The organism is Alphaproteobacteria bacterium HT1-32 (genome assembly GCA_009649675.1).
GTDB lineage: Bacteria > Pseudomonadota > Alphaproteobacteria > Rhodospirillales > HT1-32 > HT1-32.
Genome location: WJPL01000001.1, coordinates 892,835 through 916,551, shown reverse-complemented (window position 1 = coordinate 916,551; position 23,717 = coordinate 892,835). Strand labels below are relative to the sequence as shown.

General features: G+C 59.2%; 22 protein-coding genes. 14 read left to right on the top strand and 8 right to left on the bottom strand.

The window, feature by feature from the left end:
* The first annotated feature begins 45 nt into the window (after positions 1–45).
* From GH722_04385 to GH722_04320, 14 genes are read left to right on the top strand one after another with little or no spacing between them, the layout of a single operon-like run.
* Entirely contained in the window at positions 46–1,917 is a 1,872-nt protein-coding gene (locus GH722_04385; GenBank protein MRG70995.1) for a hypothetical protein, read from the top strand.
* Entirely contained in the window at positions 1,917–3,803 is a 1,887-nt protein-coding gene (gene asnB, locus GH722_04380; GenBank protein MRG70994.1) for an asparagine synthase (glutamine-hydrolyzing), read from the top strand. Before GH722_04385 ends, asnB begins: the two co-directional genes overlap by 1 nt.
* Positions 3,793–4,728: a glycosyltransferase gene (locus tag GH722_04375; protein MRG70993.1), complete on the top strand. Its 936-nt coding sequence runs from the start codon at positions 3,793–3,795 to the stop codon at positions 4,726–4,728. Before asnB ends, GH722_04375 begins: the two co-directional genes overlap by 11 nt.
* Positions 4,721–5,440, top strand: coding sequence for a glycosyltransferase (locus GH722_04370; protein MRG70992.1), 720 nt, complete (start codon positions 4,721–4,723; stop codon positions 5,438–5,440). Before GH722_04375 ends, GH722_04370 begins: the two co-directional genes overlap by 8 nt.
* Positions 5,441–5,451: 11 nt before the next feature.
* Positions 5,452–5,925, top strand: a complete 474-nt coding sequence (locus GH722_04365; GenBank protein ID MRG70991.1) for a hypothetical protein — start codon at positions 5,452–5,454, stop codon at positions 5,923–5,925.
* Positions 5,912–7,162 (top strand): methyltransferase domain-containing protein, encoded by a 1,251-nt coding sequence (locus tag GH722_04360; protein MRG70990.1) that lies wholly within the window; start codon positions 5,912–5,914, stop codon positions 7,160–7,162. Before GH722_04365 ends, GH722_04360 begins: the two co-directional genes overlap by 14 nt.
* A 3-nt stretch (positions 7,163–7,165) precedes the next feature.
* Positions 7,166–8,224 (top strand): NAD-dependent epimerase/dehydratase family protein, encoded by a 1,059-nt coding sequence (locus GH722_04355; protein ID MRG70989.1) that lies wholly within the window; start codon positions 7,166–7,168, stop codon positions 8,222–8,224.
* A gap of 12 nt (positions 8,225–8,236) precedes the next feature.
* Complete coding sequence (locus tag GH722_04350; GenBank protein MRG70988.1) at positions 8,237–8,989, top strand: methyltransferase domain-containing protein; 753 nt, start codon at positions 8,237–8,239, stop codon at positions 8,987–8,989.
* Positions 8,986–10,095 (top strand): UDP-N-acetylglucosamine 2-epimerase (non-hydrolyzing), encoded by a 1,110-nt coding sequence (locus GH722_04345; GenBank protein ID MRG70987.1) that lies wholly within the window; start codon positions 8,986–8,988, stop codon positions 10,093–10,095. Before GH722_04350 ends, GH722_04345 begins: the two co-directional genes overlap by 4 nt.
* Positions 10,092–11,369 (top strand): hypothetical protein, encoded by a 1,278-nt coding sequence (locus tag GH722_04340; GenBank protein ID MRG70986.1) that lies wholly within the window; start codon positions 10,092–10,094, stop codon positions 11,367–11,369. Before GH722_04345 ends, GH722_04340 begins: the two co-directional genes overlap by 4 nt.
* Entirely contained in the window at positions 11,341–12,351 is a 1,011-nt protein-coding gene (locus GH722_04335) for a glycosyl transferase (protein ID MRG70985.1), read from the top strand. Before GH722_04340 ends, GH722_04335 begins: the two co-directional genes overlap by 29 nt.
* Positions 12,351–13,619: a glycosyltransferase gene (locus tag GH722_04330; protein ID MRG70984.1), complete on the top strand. Its 1,269-nt coding sequence runs from the start codon at positions 12,351–12,353 to the stop codon at positions 13,617–13,619. Before GH722_04335 ends, GH722_04330 begins: the two co-directional genes overlap by 1 nt.
* 5 nt (positions 13,620–13,624) lie before the next feature.
* On the top strand, positions 13,625–14,575 hold the full coding sequence (locus GH722_04325) for an NAD-dependent epimerase/dehydratase family protein (GenBank protein MRG70983.1): 951 nt from the start codon (positions 13,625–13,627) through the stop codon (positions 14,573–14,575).
* Positions 14,576–14,592: 17 nt separating this feature from the next.
* Positions 14,593–16,476, top strand: a complete 1,884-nt coding sequence (locus GH722_04320; protein ID MRG70982.1) for an NAD-dependent epimerase/dehydratase family protein — start codon at positions 14,593–14,595, stop codon at positions 16,474–16,476.
* 54 nt (positions 16,477–16,530) lie between these two features.
* Here GH722_04320 and hspQ read toward each other — a convergent pair whose 3' ends face one another.
* The 8 genes from hspQ to GH722_04280 form a co-directional block, all read right to left on the bottom strand.
* Complete coding sequence (gene hspQ, locus GH722_04315) at positions 16,531–16,857, bottom strand: heat shock protein HspQ (protein MRG70981.1); 327 nt, start codon at positions 16,855–16,857, stop codon at positions 16,531–16,533.
* Between the two features lie 110 nt (positions 16,858–16,967).
* Positions 16,968–18,155 carry a hypothetical protein gene (locus tag GH722_04310; protein MRG70980.1) on the bottom strand — a complete coding sequence of 396 codons (1,188 nt, stop codon included), beginning with the start codon at positions 18,153–18,155 and terminating at the stop codon, positions 16,968–16,970.
* Between the two features lie 120 nt (positions 18,156–18,275).
* Positions 18,276–18,635 (bottom strand): Rieske 2Fe-2S domain-containing protein, encoded by a 360-nt coding sequence (locus GH722_04305; protein ID MRG70979.1) that lies wholly within the window; start codon positions 18,633–18,635, stop codon positions 18,276–18,278.
* Positions 18,635–19,048, bottom strand: a complete 414-nt coding sequence (locus GH722_04300; protein MRG70978.1) for an EVE domain-containing protein — start codon at positions 19,046–19,048, stop codon at positions 18,635–18,637. The genes GH722_04305 and GH722_04300 overlap by 1 nt, the downstream gene beginning before the upstream one ends.
* 12 nt (positions 19,049–19,060) lie before the next feature.
* A complete protein-coding gene (locus tag GH722_04295; protein ID MRG70977.1) occupies positions 19,061–19,342 on the bottom strand; it encodes a hypothetical protein in 282 nt (93 codons plus the stop codon).
* 10 nt (positions 19,343–19,352) lie between these two features.
* On the bottom strand, positions 19,353–20,228 hold the full coding sequence (locus GH722_04290) for an FkbM family methyltransferase (GenBank protein MRG70976.1): 876 nt from the start codon (positions 20,226–20,228) through the stop codon (positions 19,353–19,355).
* Positions 20,229–20,294: 66 nt separating this feature from the next.
* On the bottom strand, positions 20,295–21,758 hold the full coding sequence (locus GH722_04285) for a hypothetical protein (GenBank protein MRG70975.1): 1,464 nt from the start codon (positions 21,756–21,758) through the stop codon (positions 20,295–20,297).
* A gap of 44 nt (positions 21,759–21,802) precedes the next feature.
* A complete protein-coding gene (locus GH722_04280) occupies positions 21,803–23,638 on the bottom strand; it encodes a hypothetical protein (protein ID MRG70974.1) in 1,836 nt (611 codons plus the stop codon).
* Positions 23,639–23,717 lie beyond the last annotated feature (79 nt).

Below are 23,717 nucleotides of genomic sequence, written 5' to 3'. Positions count from 1 at the left end.
CGGTTGTCCCTGTCGGTCTGGTGAAATGGTTTTGGCATTACAATCTTGATTGCTGCCCTGCTCAGGAAATCCCGTCAGGTCGCGTCAGACCCGACACTACAGCGATGGTTGCTCCGGCGACTGCTCGGTCAGAAGGATGTTCTGGCGGCTCCGTCAATTGCGGGCAAGCGTCCGCCCTATCTTGAGACGATCTCCGTCGGCTCCCCTGATCCTGAGACCCCCTTCTTTCGCTCTTCAGTCTTTGCACCGCCTGCAACAGATTGTGTGATCCGTCTGGCCGGTACAGACCTGACCGTTACAGCGAACGGTGTTTCCGGCCTGTTTCATCGCAGTTTCGATGATCTTGAGGATTACCTGGCTTTGCACCGGTTTGCCTGGTTGCCGGTCTGCCAGCCATCGCCGGACTGGGTTGCGGCCCTCTGGCAGGAGTGGCTGACCGGGTTTGGGGATGACCCGCAGGGCTGGGCCTGGCATGCCTATACGGCGACGGAACGGGCGGTCAATATGATCGATTTTGCCAGCCGTCACGGTGCGCCGGGTGATGTCGCTGACTTTGTGAATATTCTGCATCTGCATGGCCGGGCAATTTCAGATGGCCTGGAATATTTTGGTGAACTGAACACCTATAATCATCTCGCCAATAATGGCCGCGGGCTGTTTCGGATCGGGCTGGCGGTGGGCGATGCCGGTATGGCGGCCAGCGGGGCGCTGATTCTGACACGGGAAGCAGATCGCATTTTTGACCGGTCGGGGATGCTGCGGGAAGGTTCCAGCCATTATCAGTTGCTGCTCTGCCGTCAGTATATGGATTGCTGGCTGGCCGCCCGTCGGGCCGGTCATGAAGCCGCAGAGGCCCTGCGCGACATCCTGACCCGTATTCTGCCGCCCTGCCGCCTCTTTGCTGGCACAGGCACAGTCTTTCCAGCAAGCCCCCCTGATCCTGAACCCGTTTCAGGATCCCTGTCCACAGACCCGGAGAGCCAGAGAGATGGATCCCGGATCGGGTCCGGGATGAGGCAGGGGATGCTGTCTGATGTTGTGGCTGCGTCCGGAATGGCGGAGGTACGACCGATACCGCTTGTCGGGGATATCTCGCCGGATTGTCCGCCGGCCTTTCTGCTGGGGCTGCTGCCGGGCCATAATGCGTCGCAGGGCTGGACCGGTACGCTCAGCGACGATGACCGTGCGGCCTGCATTGCCCTGCGGGATTCCGTTGCGGACCCGGATATGGAGGCCGTTGCTGACAGCGGCTGGTATGTTCATAAATCCGGGGACTGGTCGCTGCTGGTTCATGCGGCTCCCGGCGGCTGGCCGTTCTATCCCGGGCATGGTCATCAGGATCTCGGCGGGTTTGAACTGCATGTCGGGGAGACGCAGGTTTTCGTCGACCCCGGTCGTGGGGCCTATGGCGAGGAAGGTGAGGCCGCTTTCTATCGTTCCGGCCGGGCACATAACACCCTGCTGGTCGACGAAGCCGATCCCTATCCGGTGAACCGGCCCTATTACAGTGAGACGTTTCGAAAATCGGTGATTGCGGCTCCTCCGGTTGCTGGACGGGAGGCTGACGGGTTGACCCTGACACATCAGGGCTTCAGCCGTCTGCGCGGCGTCGGACAACTGACCCGCCGCTGGCAGATGGACGGAACGTCCTTGCGGATCAGCGACCGGCTGGAGGGAAAGGGACGGCATCAGATCGTCCGGCGGCTCTACACAACGCTGGAGGCGTCAGCGGAAGGTGATGACATTATTCTGACCGATGGTATCCACCGCTTCCGGCTGATGGCCGACAGGGCGATGACCTTGTCACCGGCGAAGGTCTGGGTAGCCTATGGCAGGAATGTCGGGGGGACGGTGATTACGATCTCTGCGGCGATGAAACTGCCGGCTGAACTCAACCTCGAACTGGTGACTGTCTGATGTGTGGTATTGCCGGTCTGTTTGTACCCCGGAATGCAACGCCGCCGGATCTTGACCTGGGCGCGATGCTGGCCCGGCTCGGCCATCGCGGGCCGGATGGCACGGGGGTCTGGACCGCGGATGACCGCCGGTTCCGCGCCGGATTTGCCCGTCTCGCCATTATTGATGTTGCGGGCGGTGACCAGCCCCTGATCAATGACCGGCATGTGCTGACCGGTAATGGCGAGATTTATAACTATCTCGAACTTCGGGCCGCTCTCGCCGCTGAAGGGGAACAGTTTTCCACCAGTGGTGATATGGAGCCAATCCTTGGCCTTGCCGCCAGACAGGGGCCGGATTTTCTGCATCAGCTCAATGGCATGTTTGCGCTGGCACTGTTCGACCGACGCGAACACAGCCTGCTGCTGGCCCGTGACCGTCTGGGAATCAAGCCATTATACTGGGCGCGTCTGCCGGGCGGGGCAATTCTGTATGCCTCAGAAGCGGCTGCCCTGTTTGCCTCCGGTCTGATCCGGGCGGAACTGGATGAGACGGCAATCCAGCCTTATCTGACCCACGGATTTATTCCGCATCCTCAGACCCTTTATCGCGGGGTGAACAAGCTTGCTCCCGGCAGTCGTCTGCGGGTCAGCGCAGAGGGGGACATTCAGGAGGAAGTCTGGTGGCAACCTCATGCTGCCAGCGATCTGCCCCGCGATGCGGCGGAAGCAGCAGAGGAGATCGACCGGCTGATCGGTGACGCGGTGCGCCTGCAACTGCGCAGTGATGTGCCGGTAGGGGCGTTGCTGTCCGGCGGGGTCGACAGCGGGCTGGTGGTGGCCCGTGCGGCAGAGCATGCGGGCGGGCCGCTGCGTACCTTTACGGTGTCGTTTGAGGGCGCTGCCTATGATGAGGCCCCGGTCGCCGCAGAAGTTGCGGCACGGTATGGTGCCGATCACAGCCGTCTCAGCCTGTCCCAGACCTCGATCCTCGACCATCTGGCGCATCTGGCCTGGCATAATGATGAGCCGCTGGCGGATGCGGCCCTGCTGCCGAACGACCTGATCCACCGGGAATTGTCAAAAGAACTGCGGGTTGTCCTGAACGGCACTGGTGGCGATGAGATTTTTGCCGGCTATATGCGTTATTTCCCGACCGGGATTGAACAGCGCTATGGCATGCTGCCGGATATTCTGCGCCGGTATCTGGTGGAGCCGGTTGTTGGTCTGGCTGATCCGATGCGGGCCTGGCAGCTTTCCCGGACCGGCTTGTTTCAGCAAAATCGCGGGGCCTATGTGCATGCCCATTCCACTTATTTCCCGGAACCGATGTTACGACGGATCGGCAATCGTCATCCCGTGACGATAGCTGCCCATGTCCGTCTGGCGGAAGCCTTTGGCGGCAACGGGCAGGCTGCCGGTCTGGCGGCAGATATCGGCAGTTATCTCGTCGATAACCTGCTGACCCTGCTGGATCGCACCAGCATGGCCTGGAGTGTGGAAGGCCGGGTGCCGTTACTGGATCACCGGCTGGTTGAAGCTGCCCTCGCCCTGCCGGAAGACCAGCGTACCCCCGGCGGAGAAGCAAAGGGTATCGAGCGGGCACTGGCCCGCAAATATCTGCCGGCCTCGGTAACGGACGCGCCTAAACAGGGCTTTGCCTCGCCGGTTCCGGTCTGGATACGCAGCGGGCTGGGCGATCTGGCCCGCCGCATACTGACCCGGCCTTCAGCCCTCGACCGTGGCTACTGGACCGTTGAAGGAATCGACCATCTGCTGGCCGATCCGGACCGGCATGGCCATCGGGTCTATGCGTTGCTGATGCTGGAACTGACCATTTTGTCCCAGATCGATCAGGGCTTCTCAACAGCGCCCGGCAGCCTTCAGGACCTGATGGATGCCGCCTGATATGCTGTCCCCGGTTTCCGTTGTCATGCCCGCCTTCAATGCGGCGGGCAGCATTGGCCGCGCCCTTGCGTCACTGGCGGCGCAGACCCGGCCTCCGGCTGAAATCATCGTCGTTGATGACGGGTCGACGGATGCAACGGCGGCAGTTGTTCAGGCAGAAATTGAAAACCTCCTGCCGTCCCGGCTGGTTCTGGTGACGCAACCGAACAGGGGGGCGGGGGCTGCCCGTAACCGGGCGATTGAGGTCGCAACGCAACCGTTTCTGGGTTTTCTGGATGCGGATGACCGCTGGCTGGAACAGAAGATCGAGCTTTGTCTGCCAGCCTTTGAGGATCCGGCTGTTCGTCTGGTCTGCACGGATTTCGACCTGGTGACAGCGGATGGCCAGACACAGCGTCTGCGCTCCAGCCGGCGTCTCGGCAATCCGGTGCGAAGTCTGCATGACCAGTTCCTCTATGGCAGTGTTGGCACCTCCACCGTTCTGGCCCGGCGTGATGCGGTTCTCCGCGCCGGCGGCTTCGATGACCGGCTGCCTGCTGCACAGGATTATGATCTCTGGATCGAGATACTGGGAGAGCCGGGGGCAAGGCTTGTCGTGCTGGAAGAACCACTGACGGTTTACACCGGGGGACATTCGGGTATTACAGGCAATGTCGCGAAGCGTCGCGACTGTTCCATGCTGTCATTGTATCAGCAGGCCTGGCGGTTGCGCGGGGCGGGCGAAATGGTGGCGCTGGCTGATGTGATGAAACGGACGCTGATTGTCCACCTGCAGGCTGTTGCGGCCCATCGGGAGAAAACCGAGATCATGCGTATTCCGGGGGATATCATTCTGATGCTTTGCAGATTACCGCTGGCCGCACTGAGGCTCTATCTGCCAGCGCAGCGTCAGAGAGCACTTACAGGAGACTCTGAACGTGGCTGAGCGTCGCAAACCGGTTGTCATTGATGTGCTGGTGCCTGCCTATAACGAGGAAGCCACCATTCTCGACCTGCTGCGCTCTGTCCGTAAGCAAAAGGTCGCCGGTTTCAAATTCAATATCATCGTTGTGGATGATGGCTCCCGCGACTCCACGCCGGAACTGCTGGCGGAAAACAGCGACCTCTATGATGTGATGGTGCGGCAGGACAATGGCGGCAAGGGTTCTGCCGTCATTGCCGGGCTGAAGGCGGCGGAAGGGGATTACATCCTGTTTCAGGATGCGGATCTGGAATATGACCCCAACGAATATGCCGATCTTGTCATGCCGATCGCGGCCCATGATGCGGATCTGGTGATGGGCAGCCGGATGCTGGCGCCAAAGATCACACGGGTGCATTATTTCTGGCACAAGATCGGTAACAACGTCATTACGCTGGCGTTCAATATCCTGAACAACACCACCTTCACCGATACCTATTCCTGCTATCTGATGTATCGCCGGGAACTGGTTTCCGCTGATGAACTGGAGACGCGGGGCTGGGAACAGCATGCGGAAATTCTGTCGCTGGCATCACGCCGTGGCCGACGGATTTACGAGGTGCCGGTCAGTTATCACGGCCGGTCCTATGAAGACGGCAAGAAGATCCGCTGGCATCATGCGTTGCCGGTGCTCTGGACCATATTGAAGATGCGGCTGTTTCGCGCCGCCAACTGACGGAGACTGAGATGTCTGATAAATCCACCATCGACCCGGTAACGGACGAGGAACGCGAGAGCTGGCCGAAGCACCCGATTGTTGCGCTGGAGCAGCCGTTCGACGATGTGCGCGGCTCGATCAAGCCGCTGGTCGACATGCTGATGAAGTCGGCGGTGCTGATTGAATCGAAAGCCGGTGCCATCCGTGCCCAGCATTACCATCTGACGGACTGGCATTATTGTTATGTTCTCGACGGGTCGATGGAATATTACCATCGTGAAACCGGCAGCGAGGCAGAGCCGGAAATGCTGATGATTACCAAGGGCCAGATGGTGTTCACCCCGCCGATGGTTGATCACGCCATGAAGTTTCCCGAGGACTGCACGTTTCTGACCCTGTCGCGTAATCCGCGCGATCAGGAAAGCTATGAGAAAGATGTCGTGCGTATCCATATGATCGATACGGACGGCGCGCTGACCTGGACTCCTGATGACGACAAGTAAATCCGCCTGTCATCGCAGAGATGACTGCCGTCTTTGCAACAGTAACGACCTGGAACTGGTTCTGGGGCTGGCCCCGACGCCGCCGGCAAATGCCTTTGTCCCGGCTGACCGGCTGGATGAGGTGCAGGCCGTGTTTCCGCTGGACCTGTTCCAGTGCAATGCCTGCGGCCATGTGCAGTTGCTGGATGTGGTCGATCCGGAAATCCTGTTTGCCGATTACGTCTATGTTTCCGGCACCTCGCCGGTTTTCGTGAAGCATTTCGAAGATTACGCGGGCAAGGTTGTCGCTGATTATGCACCGCCTGCAGGTGCGCTGGCGCTTGATATCGGCTCCAATGACGGGACATTGCTGGGCTTCTTCAAGCAGCAGGGCCTGACAGTGCTTGGTGTTGATCCGGCCCGGGCGATTGCGGCGGATGCCACGGCACGGGGTATCGAAACGCTGAACAGTTTCTTCGATCAGGCGCTGGCCCGGCAATTGCGCGCAGATCGCGGGGCGGCCCATGTCATCACGGCGAATAATGTGTTCGCCCACGCAGATGACCTCGGCGGGATCACGGCGGGTATTGCCGATCTGCTGCATGACGACGGGGTGTTCGTCTTCGAGGTGTCCTACCTGCTGGATGTTTATGAGAACACCCTGTTCGATACGATCTATCATGAACATGTTGCCTATCACACGGTTGCCCCGCTGATCGGGTTCTTCCGCAAGTATGGTCTGGAACTGGTGGCTGCGGAACGGATTGGCACGCATGGCGGGTCTTTGCGCGGATATGTGCGCAAGGCGGGACGGGCTGAAGTTACCGCCAGCGTTGGCGAATTGGTGGCACTGGAAAAGGCTGCGGGTCTGAATGACCCGGCGACGCTGAAAGCCTTTGCGGCAAAGATTGAAGCCGTGGGGCAGGAATTGCAGGCAATCATTCGTGATGCCCGTGCACAGGGTCGGCGGATTGCCGCATTCGGTGCGCCAGCCAAGGCGACGACGCTGATGTATCAGTTTGGTCTGGAGGCTGCCGACATCGAGTTCATCATCGATGACAGCCCTCTGAAGCAGGGGCTGTACAGCCCCGGAAAACATATTCCGGTCCTGCCGGCGACAGCGATTTCCGGGCGAAAGCCGGATGATCTTGTCGTTCTGGCCTGGAACTTTGCCGATTCGATCATGGACAAGCACCGGGCTTTCTGTGATGAAGGCGGCAGATTCATCGTCCCCCTCCCCAGCGTGCGAATAGTCTGATCCATGGCCGATTTTTATCTCGACAGCGATATCGACGACATCATCAAGTTGCTTGGGCCCGTCGCCCAGGACTTCTCCGGTAAAACCATTCTGATGAGTGGTGCCCGGGGCTTCCTCGGTCGTTACTTTACGGCGGTGTTCGTTCGTCTGAACGAAACCACCCTGGACAAGCCTTGCAAGCTGATTGCCCTCGACAATCTGATCACAGCCGGTCAGGCAGGTGATATGCCGGAAACGCCGAATGTCGAGTTCTACCGGCATGACGTCATCACACCGTTTGTGACCGACCAGCCGGTTGATTTCGTGATTCAGGCTGCCGGAATTGCCAGCCCGTTTTATTATCGCCGTTATCCGCTGGAGACGCTGGAAGTTGCGACCACCGGCACCCGGCTGATGCTGGAGCTGGCGGAACAGAAGGACGCACGCTTCACCTTCTTCTCCTCGTCGGAAATTTATGGTGATCCGGACGGCAAATATGTGCCGACACCGGAAAGCTATCGCGGCAATGTGTCCTGTCAGGGACCACGCGCCTGCTATGACGAGAGCAAGCGGGTCGGTGAGACGCTCTGCTATATCTTCCATGAGACCAAGGGGCTGGCGACCAACACGATCCGCCCGTTCAATGTCTATGGTCCGGGGATGCAGGAAGCCGATTATCGCGTGCTGCCGAACTTCGCCAGCCGGATCAAGGGTAACAAGCCGCTTCGTGTTTATGGTTCCGGCAATCAGACACGGACCTATTGCTACATTACCGATGCCATCAACGGCTTCCTGCGGGTGATTGCCCGTGGTGTCCCGGGTGAGGCCTATAATATCGGCAATCCGAAGCCGGAAATTTCCGTGCTGGAACTGGCGCAGAGTCTGGAAAAGGTGCTGGGCCGCGATCTTAAATGCGATGTCATTGACTATCCTGACAGCTATCCGGCGGATGAGCCGAACCGTCGCTGCCCGGATATTCGCAAGGCGCGCCTGCAACTGGATTATGCACCGTCCGTGACGCTGGAAGACGGCCTTGGTCGTTTCCTCGGCTGGACCGACGGTGTCTATACCGGCGAAGAATGAGCACGATCAGGCATGACCCGGCCTGTACCTGATGCCGCAGCACCCGGCGATGTGAGTCCGAGTTACGAGGGACGTGATCTTGAGGCGCTGTCCGGGCTGCCGAATTATTATGCCTGGATCGCTGATCTGCTGACGCCCGGCCTTTCCGGACGGACACTGGAGATTGGGGCCGGTATCGGTGCCAATGCCGACTGGGCGCTGGCCCAAACCACCGGTATGGATCTGGTCGAGCCCTCGGAAAATCTTGTCCCGAGGCTGCGCGAACGCCATGGCGACAAGCCCGGCGTGACAGTGACCGGTTCGACCCTCGAAGATTTCACACCCACTGTCGCGGATGCCAGCTATGACACGATCCTGCTGGTGAATGTTCTGGAGCATATCGAAGATGATGCGGCGGCACTGGCAGAATTTTACCGGATGCTGAAACCGGGTGGTCATCTGCTGCTCTATGTCCCGGCACTCAGCTTTCTGTTCAGTCCGCTGGACCGGCTGGTTGGTCATTACCGGCGCTATCACAAGCCTGCCATGACGGCTCTGGTGCGTCAGGCCGGGTTCGAGATTGCCCGGGCAACCTATTGCGACATGCTGGGTATTCTGCCCTGGTATCTGGTGAACCGCCTGATGGGGGCGACCGAGATCAATCCGGCGATGGCAAAGCTGTATGACAGCGTCGGCGTGCCGGTAACCCGTTTCGTTGAATCCCTGATTCCTGCCCCTGCCGGCAAGAATATCGCCCTGATTGCCCGCAAGCCGGTGAACTCATGACCCGTAAACCCCGCCTTATCTGTGTCGCCGGTGCGCGCCCGAATTTCATGAAGGTTGCACCAATCATTGCTGCTCTGAAGGCACGGGATATCTTTGATGTGGTACTGGTTCATACCGGTCAGCATTATGACCCGGACCTGAATGACCGGTTCTTCACTGATCTCGGCATTCCGCAGCCGGATTACCGGCTGGAAGTCGGCTCCGGCAGCCATGCGGTGCAGACCGGGACAGTCATGATCAAGTTCGAGCCGGTGCTTGATGAGGTTGCGCCTGTTGCGGTCATTGTTGTTGGCGATGTCAATTCCACGGTGGCCTGTGCGCTGGTTGCGGCAAAGAAGGGCGTGCCGGTCGTTCACGTGGAAGCCGGTCTCAGAAGTTATGACCGGGAAATGCCGGAAGAGATCAACCGTGTCATCACGGACAGTATTTCAGATATTCTGTTCATCACGGAATGTTCGGCACTCGACAATCTGCGTCGTGAAGGGGTGGATGAAAAGCGGGTGCAGTTTGTCGGTAACGTGATGATCGACAGTGTGCTTCAGAACGTCCGCCGGGCAACATCTGCTGCCACTACACTGGGTGATCGGCTGCCGGCCGGGCAGCCCTATGCGTTGCTGACGCTGCATCGGCCGTCAAATGTTGATGATCCGGTTGTGTTGCGCTCGCTGATTGATTGTATGGCGGGTCTGTCTGACCGCCTGAGTATTGTTTTTGGTATTCATCCGCGCACCCGCTCCCGGATTGAAGGGTTTGGCCTGTCTGACCTGCTGGCGAAAAGCGGCATCATCAGTTGTCCGCCCTTTGGCTATCTTGAAATGCTGGGCCTGATTGAAGGCGCGAAGCTGGTATTGACGGATTCCGGCGGTCTGCAGGAAGAAACCACGGCACTTGGCATTCCCTGTCTGACCTTGCGGCAGAATACAGAGCGCCCGATCACCATTTCTGAAGGCACCAATTATCTCGTTGGCAATGATCCGGCGGCGATTGTCCGGGCGGTGGATGAGGTTCTGACATCAGGTGGCAAGACCGGGCGGCAGCCGGAATTCTGGGACGGGCAGGCCGGTGAACGCATCGCACGGGCACTGGAACAGGCCTATCTCACATGACGGTCGCCTCTGACAGACTGGTATCCCGTATCGGGAGGCTGATGCTGATCACGGCCCTTCTGATCGCCCTGCCGGTTTCGGTTGTATCTTCGAAGGGGCTGGCTCCGGCATTCATACTGGCGGTTCTCGGCGCATTGCTGTCGCTGGATCTCTCGGGTGTCCGGAATTTGATTGCCTCGCACCGGTCGCGTCTGGCGGTCGGGGGGGCGTTGCTGGCGTTTGTCGGTTACGGCATGCTGTCGGCTTTCTGGTCGGTTGACCCGGCACGAAGTCTGAAGGTCGCCCTGACGCTGGGGGCGGTGCTGCTGGGGGGTGTTGTTCTGCTGGCGGCCATTCGCCACTCCAATGCCAGAGCTCGCTATCTGCTGCGGCAGGCCTGTCTGATCGGATTCGGGGTAACGCTGGCCTTGCTGGCATTTGAATATCTGACGGGTGCCACCCTGAACCGCATCGCCCGTTTCGGAGAGATCAATCGTGACCTTCCTCTGGCGGATATGAACTTCATCAAACCTGCGGCCAGTCTGCTGGGTGTATTCCTGTTCCCGATTGCCGCAATTGCCTTGTCTTCAGGTCGTCGGCTTCTCGCGGCAGCAGCCGTTCTCGGTAGTCTTGCCGCCATTGTGTTTGTTTCAGTCTCCAGTGCTGCGATTGCAGCGGGCGCCGGTTTGTTTGCTGCCCTGCTGTATATGCTGTTCCGGCGCTGGGCATTGCGACTTGCTGCATTTTCCGTCTGTATTATTGCCATTCTGATGCCGGTCATCCCGAATCAGGTGCCGCCGCTTCAGACGCATTACACATATGATAATCCGTTTCCGAATTCCGCCATGCACCGGTTCCGGACATGGCAGTTCACCGCAGAACGGATTGCTGAAAAGCCCGTCCTCGGCTGGGGGCTGGATTCGTCCCGCCATGTTCCCGGCGGCAATACCGAGGTTGAGGTCTTTGTGACGGAACCGGACGGATCCAGTATCCAGTTCGTTGAACAGTTGATGCCGCTACATCCGCATAACTGGTTCCTGCAAATCTGGCTGGAGCTTGGTGCTGTTGGTATGGCGATGCTGGCGGCTGTTCTGGTACTGTTGCTGCAATGGATCGGATCCGTCGGGCGCAGCCGGGCACAGACTGCGTTACTGTTTGGTCAGGCGGTGGCGATTATCGGGACGGCTTCCCTGAGTTTCGGGGCCTGGCAGAACTGGTGGCTGGGTGCGGTTTTCCTGTCCTTCGCCTTTGCGGCAACGGTGGAGCATGATGATGGAGGACGGGAGACTGTCTGATCTGCTTGTCACGGCAGTCCTGTGCTGTGTTCTGGCCATTCTGTTTGTCCGCCTGTCGATTCCTGTGCTGGTGAACCGGCTTCCCGATCTGCCGAACGAGCGTTCCAGCCACACGAAACCGGTGCCGCGTGGCGGCGGAATCGGGGTCATGCTGGCTATCTGGGCTGGTTTGCTGGTTTTCGGACCGGCTGGCGGGGGGGCAGCGGAGACGGGTCTGTTGCTGTCGACAGTTATCCTGGCTGTTGTTTCCGTGGTGGATGACGCCCGGCCTTTACCTGCGGCTGTTCGCTTTGTCCTGCAGGCCGGTGTTGTGGTTTTTGCCCTTTATCTGGCGGTCGATGTGGTGCCGATGCCCGCTTATCTGCCTTACGGGCTGGTGCTGGCCGTGGCCGGACTGGGGTGGATATGGTTCATCAATCTCTACAACTTCATGGATGGAATTGACGGGATCTCCTCAATCGAGACGATTTCCGTCGGTGCTGGTACCGGTATCGTCTGGTGGCTGACCGGGATGCCGGCCAGCTGGTCTCAAACCACCCTGTTTGCGGTTGCCGCTGCCGGTGCGATGGCCGGGTTTCTGGTCTGGAACCGGCATCCGGCCCGGATATTTCTGGGTGATGTCGGCAGCATTCCACTTGGTTTCATGCTGGGGGCGGCGCTGCTCTGGATGGCTTTGTACGGGCACCCGGAAGCCGCCGTTATCCTGCCCCTTTACTACCTGGCAGATGCGACCATTACCCTGCTGAAACGCCTGTTTCGTGGAGAAAAGGTATGGCTCGCCCATCGGGAGCATTTCTATCAGCGGGCATCGAATGAACATGGCCGTGGCCCGGTGGCGGTGGTCCGGGTGATTGCGGTTACAAATACGGGCCTGATTGGCTGTGCTGCCTATTCCGTTAACGGAGTTCCGGGAGTAGGCTTGCTGGTTGCAGTCGCACTGGTCTGTGGGCTGCTTTTCCATCTCAACAGGCAACCCCACTGATGCGCATTCTGTTTTTTACCGAGAACTTTCCACCCGAGACGAATGCTGCAGCGACACGGGTTTTCGAACGTGCCTGTTACTGGGCGAAATGGGGGCATGAGGTGACGGTGATTACCTGTGCCCCGAATTTCCCGGAAGGCCGGGTTTATGACGGCTACCGCAATGCCTGGTATCAGACGGAGGAGATGTCCGGTATCCGGGTTGTACGGGTGAAAACCTATATTGCGGCCAACCGGGGAACCCTGCGGCGTATGGCCGACTTCATCAGTTTCTTCTTTACCGGGTCCGTCGCCGGCATTTTTCAGGCCCGGCATGATGTGGTTGTGGCGACATCGCCGCAGTTCTTTTCAGCGGTGGCGGGCTGGTTTACCGGCCTGATCCGGCGCACCCCGTTTGTTTTTGAACTGGGTGACATCTGGCCGAAGTCGATCACGGCAGTTGGTGCGATGAAGAAAAGCACATTGCTCAGCCTGTTCGAGAAACTGGAGCTGTTCCTGTATCGCCGGTCAGCGGCGGTGATTGCCCTGACCCGGTCTTTCAAACGTGACCTGGTTTCCCGGAATATTGATGGCGACAAGATCGCGATTGTCATCAACGGGGTCGACCTGCCGCGCTATGCCCCCCGTGACCGGGATGCGGAACTGGCAGAAGAATGGGACCTGACCGACCGGTTTGTTGTGGGATATGTCGGCACGCACGGCATGGCCCACGCCTTATCAAATGTTGTGGGCGCGGCAGAGGTTCTCAAACAGCGGGGCGAGGACCGGGTTGTCTTCATGCTGGCCGGTGCAGGTGCGGAACGGGAAATGCTGATCGAGCGGGCCACGGCTTCCGGTGTGGCGGGAAAGCAGATGCGTTTTCTGCCGATGCAGCCGAAGGAACGGATGCCTGCCGTCTGGAGCCTGTGCAATGTTGCACTGGTACATCTGAAGGACTCCCCGACCTTTGCCGAAGTTATTCCCTCGAAAATTTTCGAGGCAATGGGTATGGGGCTGCCGGTGCTGATTGCAGCACCCGAAGGTGAAGCGACCGCGATTGTTCACGATGATGCAGCCGGGCTTGTGGTTGCCGCGGAAGATCCGGAAGCACTGGCCGATGCGGCGCTACGTCTGCTGGATGATGAGGCCCTGCGCACCTCACTTGCTGCGAACAGCCATGCTGCGGCAAACCTGCACAGCCGCGAGACGCAGGCGCGACAGTTTATCGATGTGCTGGATGAGGTCATTGCCGGCCGGGGAGCGACGGCTGGCAGGGATCATACGGCGTGACGCAGTTGCGGGTGCTGGTAACGGGTGCCACGGGTTTTACCGGCCCGCCGGTTTGCCGCTATCTAACCGATAAAGGGCATCAGGTTATCGCCGCAACGCGGCAGGAACAGGTGCCGGACGGGGCTGCATCCTGCCGGGTCGTCGGGGAAATTGACGGTGCGACAGACTGGCGTCAGGCGCTGGCAGATATCGATGTGGTCGTTCATCTCGCCGGGCGCGCGCATATCATGAAGGATACGGCTGACGATCCGTTGGCGGCGTTCCGCCAGGTCAACCGGGATGGTACCCTGCAACTGGCCAAACAGGCGGCAGAGGCCGGGGTCCGTCGTCTGGTGTTCCTTTCCAGCATCAAGGTGAATGGCGAGGAAACCGAGGCCGGTCCCTACAGGGAAGCAGTCCTGTCTCCTCCGGATGATCCCTATGGCCTGTCAAAATGGGAAGCCGAGGAAGGTTTGCGGGACATCGCCGGATCGACGGGACTTGAGGTCGTGATCCTGCGGCCACCGCTGATTTATGGCCCGGCGGTGAAGGCGAATTTCCTGTCGCTGCTGCGGCTTTGCCGGCGGGGTCTGCCGTTGCCGCTGGGGTCTGTCCGGAACGCCCGCAGCCTGCTTTATGTCGGCAACCTTGCCGATGCTGTTCATCAGTCGATGATACATCCGAAGGCTGCGAACCAGACTTTTCTGATCCGTGATGGTGAAGACCTGTCGATGCCTGACCTGCTGCACCGGATTTCTGCGGCGATGGGGCGGAGGGCCTGCCTGCTGCCCTTTCCGCCGGCTATGCTGACCTGTGCCGCAGGTCTGGCCGGGCGGGGTGATATGGCCCGGCGGGTCACCGGCTCACTTTGTCTCGATGACGGCCTGATCCGTCAGGAACTCGACTGGCAGCCTCCTTTCACGGTAGAACAGGGATTGCAGGCAACAGTCGATTGGTTTATCGCCAGCGATCTGTGAATCAGTAATCCGGACAAATGCGCACCAGAACAACATCCTTCAGCAAGGGCTATATCGCTTTCGGCCATGACGTGATCATGGCCGGGCTGTCGCTGCCGCTTGCCCTGTATCTGCGTCTTGGTGATGTGCTGACGTTCTATCCGATCACATCCATTGTTGGCTGGTCGCTGATTTTTGCTGCAATCGGCGGTGTCGTGTTCTGGCGCAGCCGGCTTTATCGCGGCGTCTGGCGTTATGCCTCGCTGATGGACCTGACCGCTATTGCCAAGGCCTCGACACTGACCATCCTGATTTTCCTGCCGGTGATGTTTTTTCTGACCCGGCTTGAAGACCTGCCCCGGTCCTTTCTGGTCATCAACTGGTTCTTGCTGATGGCCATGCTCGGCGGGCCGCGATTTCTGTACCGTATGGCCAAGGACCGCCGGATCGAGCTTTCCCGGATGCAGTCGACGGAGCGCAGGATTCCGATTCTGCTGGTAGGTGCCGGTGACGAGGCAGACCTGTTCCTGCAGTCATTGGCCCGCAGCGAAAGTGCCTATGAAGTTGTTGGCATCGTCAGCGATACGCCGGGTCGTGTCGGGCGGGTTATTCGCGGGCATGAGGTCATCGGGGCCAGCAGTGATATTGAGCGTGTGGTGACTGATCTGTCGGCCAGAGGTAACCGGCCGCAGCGGCTGGTTTTGACCAAGGAAGGCTTGCCGGGAGAGAGGGTGCGCGAGTTGTTTGCTGTGGCAGATCAACTGGGCATGACACTGGCCCGTGCACCAGACCCGGGTGAATTGCGGGAAGGCCTGGGCAGCGATGACCGTCTGGAAGTGCGCGAGATTGCGGTTGAAGACCTGCTGGGGCGCCCGCAGGCGGTGCTGGACCGCAAGGCCATGGCTTCCCTGCTTTGTGACCGTAAAGTGCTGGTAACGGGCGCCGGAGGAACCATCGGATCCGAACTGGCCCACCAGATCTGTCAGTTCGGACCGGCAATGATTACGCTGGTCGAGAATGGTGAGTTCAACCTGTATCAGGTGGATCAGGAGATCGGGCAGTCCTTCCCGGATGTTGCCCGGCGGACTGTTCTTGCCGATGTGCGTGACCGGTCCCGGATTTTGTCACTGATGCAGTCGGAATCGCCGGATGTGGTCTTTCATGCGGCGGCGTTGAAACATGTCCCGATGGTCGAGATGAATCCGCTTGAGGGCATGCTGACCAATGTGGTCGGAACCTGCAATGTGGCGGATGCCTGCGTTGCCGCGGCGGTGCCGAAAATGGTGATGATCTCGACCGACAAGGCGGTCAACCCGACGAATATCATGGGGGCGTCGAAACGGATTGCTGAATGTTATGTTCAGTCGCTGGACCGTGACAACACGGGAACCGATTTCGTGACTGTCCGCTTTGGTAATGTTCTGGGATCGACCGGTTCGGTTGTTCCGCTGTTTGAACGCCAGCTGAAGGCGGGCGGGCCGCTGACGGTAACCCATCCGGAAGTGACCCGGTATTTCATGACGGTCCGGGAAGCGGTTGAACTGGTGTTGCAGACGGCCTGTCTCGATGCCCGTGCACCGGGACGGATCTTCGTCCTCGATATGGGGCAGCCGGTCAGGATTGTCGACCTGGCCCGCCAGATGATCCGTCTCGCTGGTCTGCGGCCGGATGAGGATGTGAAGATTGAATTCACGGGTCTGCGCCCCGGCGAGAAACTCTATGAAGAGCTGATTCACGGCGGCGAACCACTGGTGGAGACCGCAGTTTCCGGTATCCTGCTGGCGGAGCCGCGGACGATTGAACGGGTGGCAATCACGGATGCGGTCGAACATCTCCGGCAGGCAGCAATGACGGGCAATCTTGAGGTTGTCTCGACTGTGATTGCCGGGCTGGTACCGGAATATCACAAACCGACCGACTGATTTCCCGGAATACAGTGTCCCCGGTGCAGCAGCGAAGCGGCTCGCGTCAGGGCCTCAGTGCATGGCCCGTTCATGGCTGACATAGCGGCCATCAACCAGATCATCGAAGAACTCGGGGATGTCCGGATGTGAAACCGGGTCCGGGCTGTCCGGGATCAGGTTTTGTTCCGACACATAGGCATTGTAGGTCGTCTCCTCGTTTTCAGCGAGGATGTGATAGAAAGGCTGATCTTTCTTCGGGCGCATCTCGGCCGGAATGGACTCATACCATTCGTCCGTATTGGCGAACTCCGGATCGACATCGACGATCACCCCGCGGAACGGGTAGACCCTGTGCCGGACGATATCGCCGATCCTGAAGCGTGCGACGCGCATTTCCATTGCCTGTATCTCACTCATATCGCCACTGTAGCCTATTTCTCCGGCCTCTCAAATGAGGGATAATCCGGATAGCTGAATTAGGCAGTCTGCGGGTCAGATCAATGGCAAAGCTATAATCGTCTGGGCAACATGCGCGACAGGCAGGCGGTGAACAGGAAAAACGCCCCAAGCAGATAGAAGACGGACTCAAATGGCAGATAAACCAGCGCCAGCGTGAAGATCGCCTGCGGCAGCAACTGGGACATCTCGATATAGGTCCGGAATACCGAAGTCATTTCCGCACGCTCGTAGCTGTGAACCGCCCGCAGGAACGGAATATTACCGACCGCATCCAGCGCGGCATTGCCGCCAGCCGCGAGGAAGAATAGCAGGGCCGTCACAATCGGATAGGGTGCGCTGAATCCCCCGGCGATGGTTGCCAGACCACCTAAAATCAGCGCGCCGGTGATAACCTGACGGACACCGATACGCCCGCCGAGGCGTCCGAAGACAGGGGCCAGAAACAGCAGTCCCTGACCTGCCGACAGCATGACGGCGGCGATCATCGGATCACCACCGGCCTTGATGATCGACAAGGGAGGATAGACGAAAAATGTTGTCCAGAAGCTGGACCGCGTGAAGGTAATAACCCAGGCCAGACGCATTCGGGGCTGCGATATGAACCGGCGAATGTTGGCCATGGCGCTTGGTGGCTTGCCTTTTGCGGGAGCCACCATGGGATTGTCCTTCATGCGAAGGTACCAGAAATAAAACAGCGTCATCATCGCTGCGATGGCACTGGGCACGAATACGTAGAGGGCACCGAACTCCTTGTGCAGCCAGATGCCGATACCCGGCCCGATACACCAGGCAAAGCCCATCGCCGCCAGTCTTTTCGGTTCGGCGACGAGGAATTCCTTCCGGCGGATGTAATCAAGAATATAGAGGTTCAGCGCGATATTGGCGAAGACCACGGCCAGGGACCGAAACTGAAGTCCCGCAAGAAAGGGGAGCTTTTCGCCGGTAATCATCAGCAGGGGGGCCGCCACCATGCAGAGACAGCCCGCACTGAAGACCCATTTTCGCCGGACCTTCCGCATCATCAGCGGTACCATCAGGCTGACGATCAGCGAGAAACCACCGACAATGGCATAGGCCTGACTGACCTTCGCTGCTGTCTCTAGCAGGCGATAGGCCTCCAGCGGCATGACACCGGCAATCAGGGCGCGCGAAAACGACTCCATCCCTGACAGGGCAGCGAAGACACGTGCCCCCGGGCGGTCGACCACCCGCAGCCACATAGGAAACCGAATTTCCATTACAAACCAGGTTTGCTGCCCCGAATCCGGGACGGGAGATCAGATCATACGTTGCCTGAAAATACGGACAACTGTGTTTTTTGAATCCCTGCATTGTTTGCAGGACATGGAAGGTGGTGGTTACGGCTGCAACTCAGCGATAACCCGGCCATCCTCGATCCGGGACGGGACTTTCCCAAGGCTCTGCCCTTTGCAGGGGCCGATGATGCAGTAGCCGTCACCAGCCCTGAACTGCGCGCCATGGGTCGAGCAGATCAGGTGGGTGCCCTGCAGGTTCATCATGCCTTCCGTTCCCCAGTGCAGCGGCACGCCGATATGCGGACAGGCATTATGATAGACATGGATATCGTCGCCTGTCCGGACGGCGAGCAGAGGATACCGGGCGCCATTGCGTTCCAGTTCGAACGGACGGGCATCCATTTCCGCCAGTTCGTCTGCCGCACACAGGTCGGCAGCCCCGTCATCGCGCCAGACAGCCATCAGGGGGTGACGCCACCGAGCGAGCAGAGCAACGTCCAGGCCTCAGGGTCAATCGGCGTTACGGACAGACGCGACTGACGAACCAGTGCCAGATGCTGCAACCGTTCGTCCGCCTTGATTTCGGCGAGTGTCACCGGCGTTCTGAAGGGCTTCACCGCCTTGAAGTCAACCATCCCGAAGCGCCCTTTGGCGTCTGACGGGTCGGGGTAATATTCCTTCACGACTTCGACGATCCCGACAATCTGTTTTTCGTTGACGGAATGATAGAAGAAGGCGAGATCACCGGTTTTCATGGCCTTCATGTTGTTGGCAGCCTGGTAGTTGCGAACGCCGTCCCAGTGTTCGACGCCCTTCTTCACCTGATCGTCCCATGACCAGGAACCAGGTTCGGATTTAACCAGCCAGTATGCCATGTCTCATTTCCCTCAGTCAGCCGGCAGGGCTTTTGCCCAGCGGGTGATGGTGACCGTGGAGAACAGGCCAGCCTTTGCATAGGGGTCGCCGGCGGCAAAGGCCTCGGCTTCCGCACGGTCTGCAAAATCCATGATGATCAGGCTGCCGATGGCGCTGCCGGCTTCATCCTGCAGGGGGCCGGCGCAGAAGACCTGTCCAACCTTTGAACGAAGATAGTCGAGATGAACCGGGCGGGTTTCTGCCCGCACATGGCTGTGGTCCGGCTTGTCGATGCACTGGATTGCGAAATACATGGTTTGCTCCTTATGTGTCAGTCGGCGGGACGGTGTCACCACGGACATAGATATAATTTTTTATGGCGGCGAACCGCCCGGTTGCGATGGGTGATGCCTGACTGGATGCAATCACGAAACCTGCGTCGGTCAGGGCGTTGGCAACTTCCAGGCCGGGATCAACCGCAATATCATCAAGTTCGACAAGAATCGACTGAAGCGCCGGATTTCGCAACAGGTTGGTGGCACCCCGGATAATCAGGGCTTCTGCCCCGTCGACATCGATCTTGAGATGGGTCGGCGCCGGTATGCCGAGGGTCGTGATCGCTTCATCTGCGGTAATCGTGACGGCACCCTGATGATGCGTTGAGGCCGTGTCGACAAGCCCGTCGACGCCGGTGAGGTTATGCAGGGCATCGCCGATCATCGTGGTATGCAGGGCCAGCCGTGTTACCCCGGCCCGGTCTGACAGGGGCAGGCAATAGGCGGTGCAATGTCCGTCCAGACCGTTCAGATGGATATTGCGGTTCAGCACCCAGTAGTTGGCTGATTCCGGCTCGAAGGAAAACACCTGGCCGCCGCCTTTCAGGCCGGCATAAATCGAATAGATACCGACATTGGCCCCGATATCCCAGAGTACGAAATCCTCCGGAAAACTGTCGATCCAGTCGATCATGTCCGGTTCTTTGGTGAACAGGGTTTCGGCCCGCATCAGACAGGCCTCGGAAGGGGTTGCCAGCCGGATGGTACCGTATGCTGTTGCCTGCTCATGCACGGGCGCGAGGCGCTCGGCGAGCCCGCTCTGCAGCATCTGACGTCTGCCGGTCAGTGCCTGAATGAGCCGGTCAAGACCCCGGGCCATCGCATGGAGCAGTCCGACCAGCAGATTAAGGATCTGACGTTTCATTCGTGGCGGGCTTTCAGTCTGCGGCGTTGTGAATTTATCCTGATAAAGCCCCGAAAAGCCGGAATATCAACCTTCGATCCGCCGGAAACCCCAGTTCAGTTGCCCGGCACCATTTTCGAGGGCGGTGCTGAGCACCAGCGTCGGTGCCCGTCTTCCGGATGCCGGGTCGATGGTTTCCTCAATCACAACCTCACCGCCACGATATCTGAAACGCCAGCCGGGTCGCCGTTCGCCCGGCCTTATGATGAAAGACGTACCGTCGCTGCTGGGTACAACATCGGCGCCGGAGGGCAGATGAAACTGAATGGCAACCGGCTGGCTGCTGGTTTTTGAGGTGGACCGGAAGCTGTCCTCGCCACGAATATCTGCGCCTTTGCGGGGCAGGAAGACAGTTCGTTCCTGAACCAGTTTTCCGATGGTCTGTTTTGCACTCAGCACATGTCCTTCATCAGAGATGCTGGTCTGGAGGTCTTCGGTTTTGATGTTGCTGCCAGAGGCACGGGCAATCTGCAACCCGGACAGGCCGGTATCGGGCCGGGACAGGATCAGCCGTCGTCCATCTGCCGAAATTTCCAGCGGCAATCCCGGTGTGGTGATGTTGCCGGACAGGAATGCCATGACGTCACCGGCTGACGCCCGTGCATAACCGCTGTCCGCCAGCAATGTGACCGCCTGTGCCGGTGTACGGCTTGCCGAGAGCAGCTTACCGATCCGCTGGGATGACAGGACCGGCCCCCGGCTGAATCCAAGCAGACCGCCATCAGGATGGCGCAAAGTTCTGACAGCACCCGCCGCCCGCTCGATCGCTTCGGTCAGGGGGGCGGGAATGGTGCCTCCGCCAGCCCGCAGCGCCGTTCGCAGGATGACGAGATGTTCCAGCAGAAGGTAGGTATAGCCTGCGCCGGGCTGGGTTGCGCCCCCATCCGGATGCTGCAGGCCCTTCAGGCCGGCGAGGGCAAGTTTGAGCCCCTTCCTGCCCAGTTCCTTCTGGCGTCCGACAGAAGCGGTAACGGACAGCAGCGCCAGACCGATCTGTAACTTGTCGAGTGGGGTCTGCGGCAGGACAGCGAGAATGCGGAGACGCCGGATATCCCGGCTGACCAGATCCGCATAGGCGGCGTCAGTGTCAGGATCTCCGGAACGCAGCATTGACCGGGCCCGCAGCAGATTTGTCAGCCGTATGGCAATGACAGCCGGCAGGAACGGGGTTCTTTTCTGATTCTCTCCGGCGGAAATCCAGTCGAGCATCAGTCGCCGGGCCGTTGCCGCAGCACTGTCAGAACCAAGCGTTCGGAGGTCGCGCAGCCAGAGCAGTCCATGCGCATCACGGGCCGCGGGACCATTGCCACCGGCGGTCCAGTCGATGCTGTGGCCTTTTGCCAGCGCATTGATGATTGCCTGTCCGGCCTCGGTTGACCCTTCGACCAGGTCAGGTGCATCCGCGACGATATCTTCCACCCGGATGGCAGGTGCCAGGATCGACCGGGAAAGCGGATTTTCGGTTATCAGCCGGTACAGGGCGGCATTCACGGGGCACAATCCTTATTCGAAAACAAACCTGCCGCGGAAGCGACTCAGTCGAGATCGAAAGCGTTTTTGTAATCAAGTGCAAGGTCGGGATTCTGATCTTCCTTGCGCAGCAGACAGTTACCGACGGCCAGCAGATCAATCTCTGATCCCATCATGCAGCGAAAGGCGTCTTCCGGGGTGCAGACAATCGGCTCGCCCCGGACATTGAAGCTGGTATTGACCAGAATGGGGCAACCTGTGCGATCACGGAAGGCCGTGATCAGGTCATGATAGCGCGGGTTTGTTTCGTGATGGACGGTCTGAATCCGTGCGGAATAATCGACATGCGTTACAGCCGGAATATCCGAGCGCGGCACATTCAGTTTTTCGATACCAAACAACGCCTGTTCTTCCTTGCTCATGGTCAGCCGTCGCTTCTCGACTACATCTGCGACCATCAGCATATAGGGGCTGTCTTCATCCAGTTCAAACCAGTCCGCGACATCTTCGCGCAGCACTGACGGGGCGAACGGACGGAAGGATTCCCGGTACTTAACCTTCAGGTTGAGGGTCTTCTGCATGGCGGGTGAACGGGGGTCTGCCAGAATGGAGCGACCGCCAAGGGCACGTGGTCCATACTCCATCCGTCCCTGGAACCAGCCGACAGCGGCTTCTGTGGCCAGGGCATCGGCTGTCCGGGAGATCAGTTCGTCATCACTGACTACGGTAAACCGGGCGCCTGCGGCGGTCAGCCGGGATTCGATATCAGACTGTGCAAAAACCGGTCCCAGATAGGAGCCCTTCATGGCGTCCCTGCCGTTCGCTGCCGGGCGTTCCTGACCGGCATGCAGATAACAGGCGGACAGGGCGGCACCCAGTGCCCCGCCTGCATCACCGGAGGCAGGCTGTACCCAGACCCGGTCAAAGGCGCGGTCACGCAGTACCTTGCCATTGGCGACGCAGTTGAGGGCAACCCCGCCAGCCAGACACAGATTACGAATGCCTGTCTCGGCTGCCAGTGACCGGGTCAGGCGCAGCACGGCTTCTTCAATGACCGCCTGAACCGAGGCGGCAAGATCCATATGCCGCTGCGTCAGCAGTTCTTCCGGCTGCCGGGCCGGACCACCAAACAGGGCATCCCACTTGTCATTGGTCATCCGCAGGCCGGTGCAGTAATCGAAATAGCTCTGATCCAGACGGAAAGACCCGTCCGGCTTCAGGTCGATAACGTGATCCAGCAGCAGGTCGCGGTATTTCGGCTCGCCGTAAGGGGCGAGTCCCATGACCTTGTATTCACCGGAATTGACCCGGAAACCGGTGTAATAGGTCATCGCGGAATAAAGCAGTCCCAGCGAATGTGGAAAATGGATTTCCCGGATGACTTCCAGTTCCCGCCCCCGGCCAATGGCAACCGAGGTTGTGGCCCATTCACCGACCCCGTCCATGGTCAGGACAACCGCTTCATCAAATGGCGAAGGGTAGTAGGCACTGGCGGCGTGACTGAAATGATGTTCACCGAACAGCAGACGATCCGCCGGATCAAATGCCGGATCGACGGATTTCAGGGCCTTGATCAGCAGGTCTTTCTGGAACAGTTTTTCCTTCAGCCAGACCGGAACCGCTTTCCGGAATGACTGGAATCCGCGGGGTGCGAAAGTGACATAGGTTTCCAGCAGCCGTTCGAATTTCAGGAACGGTTTGTCATAGAACGTGACCAGATCGACCTCGCTGAGGGACAGGTCTGCGGTCTCCAGACAATAGGCCAGCGCATTCAGGGGAAAGTCGGAATCATGTTTCCGGCGGCTGAAGCGCTCTTCCTGTGCGGCGGCAATGATTTCGCCATCCCGCACCAGAGCTGCGGCGCTGTCGTGATAGAAAGCGGAAAGACCGAGAGAGTACATTCCCGCAGGATCAGAAGATTGTATAGATGAAAGGGGCGATTGCGGACCCCTTCGCGAGGATAACCAGCCCGCCGAACAC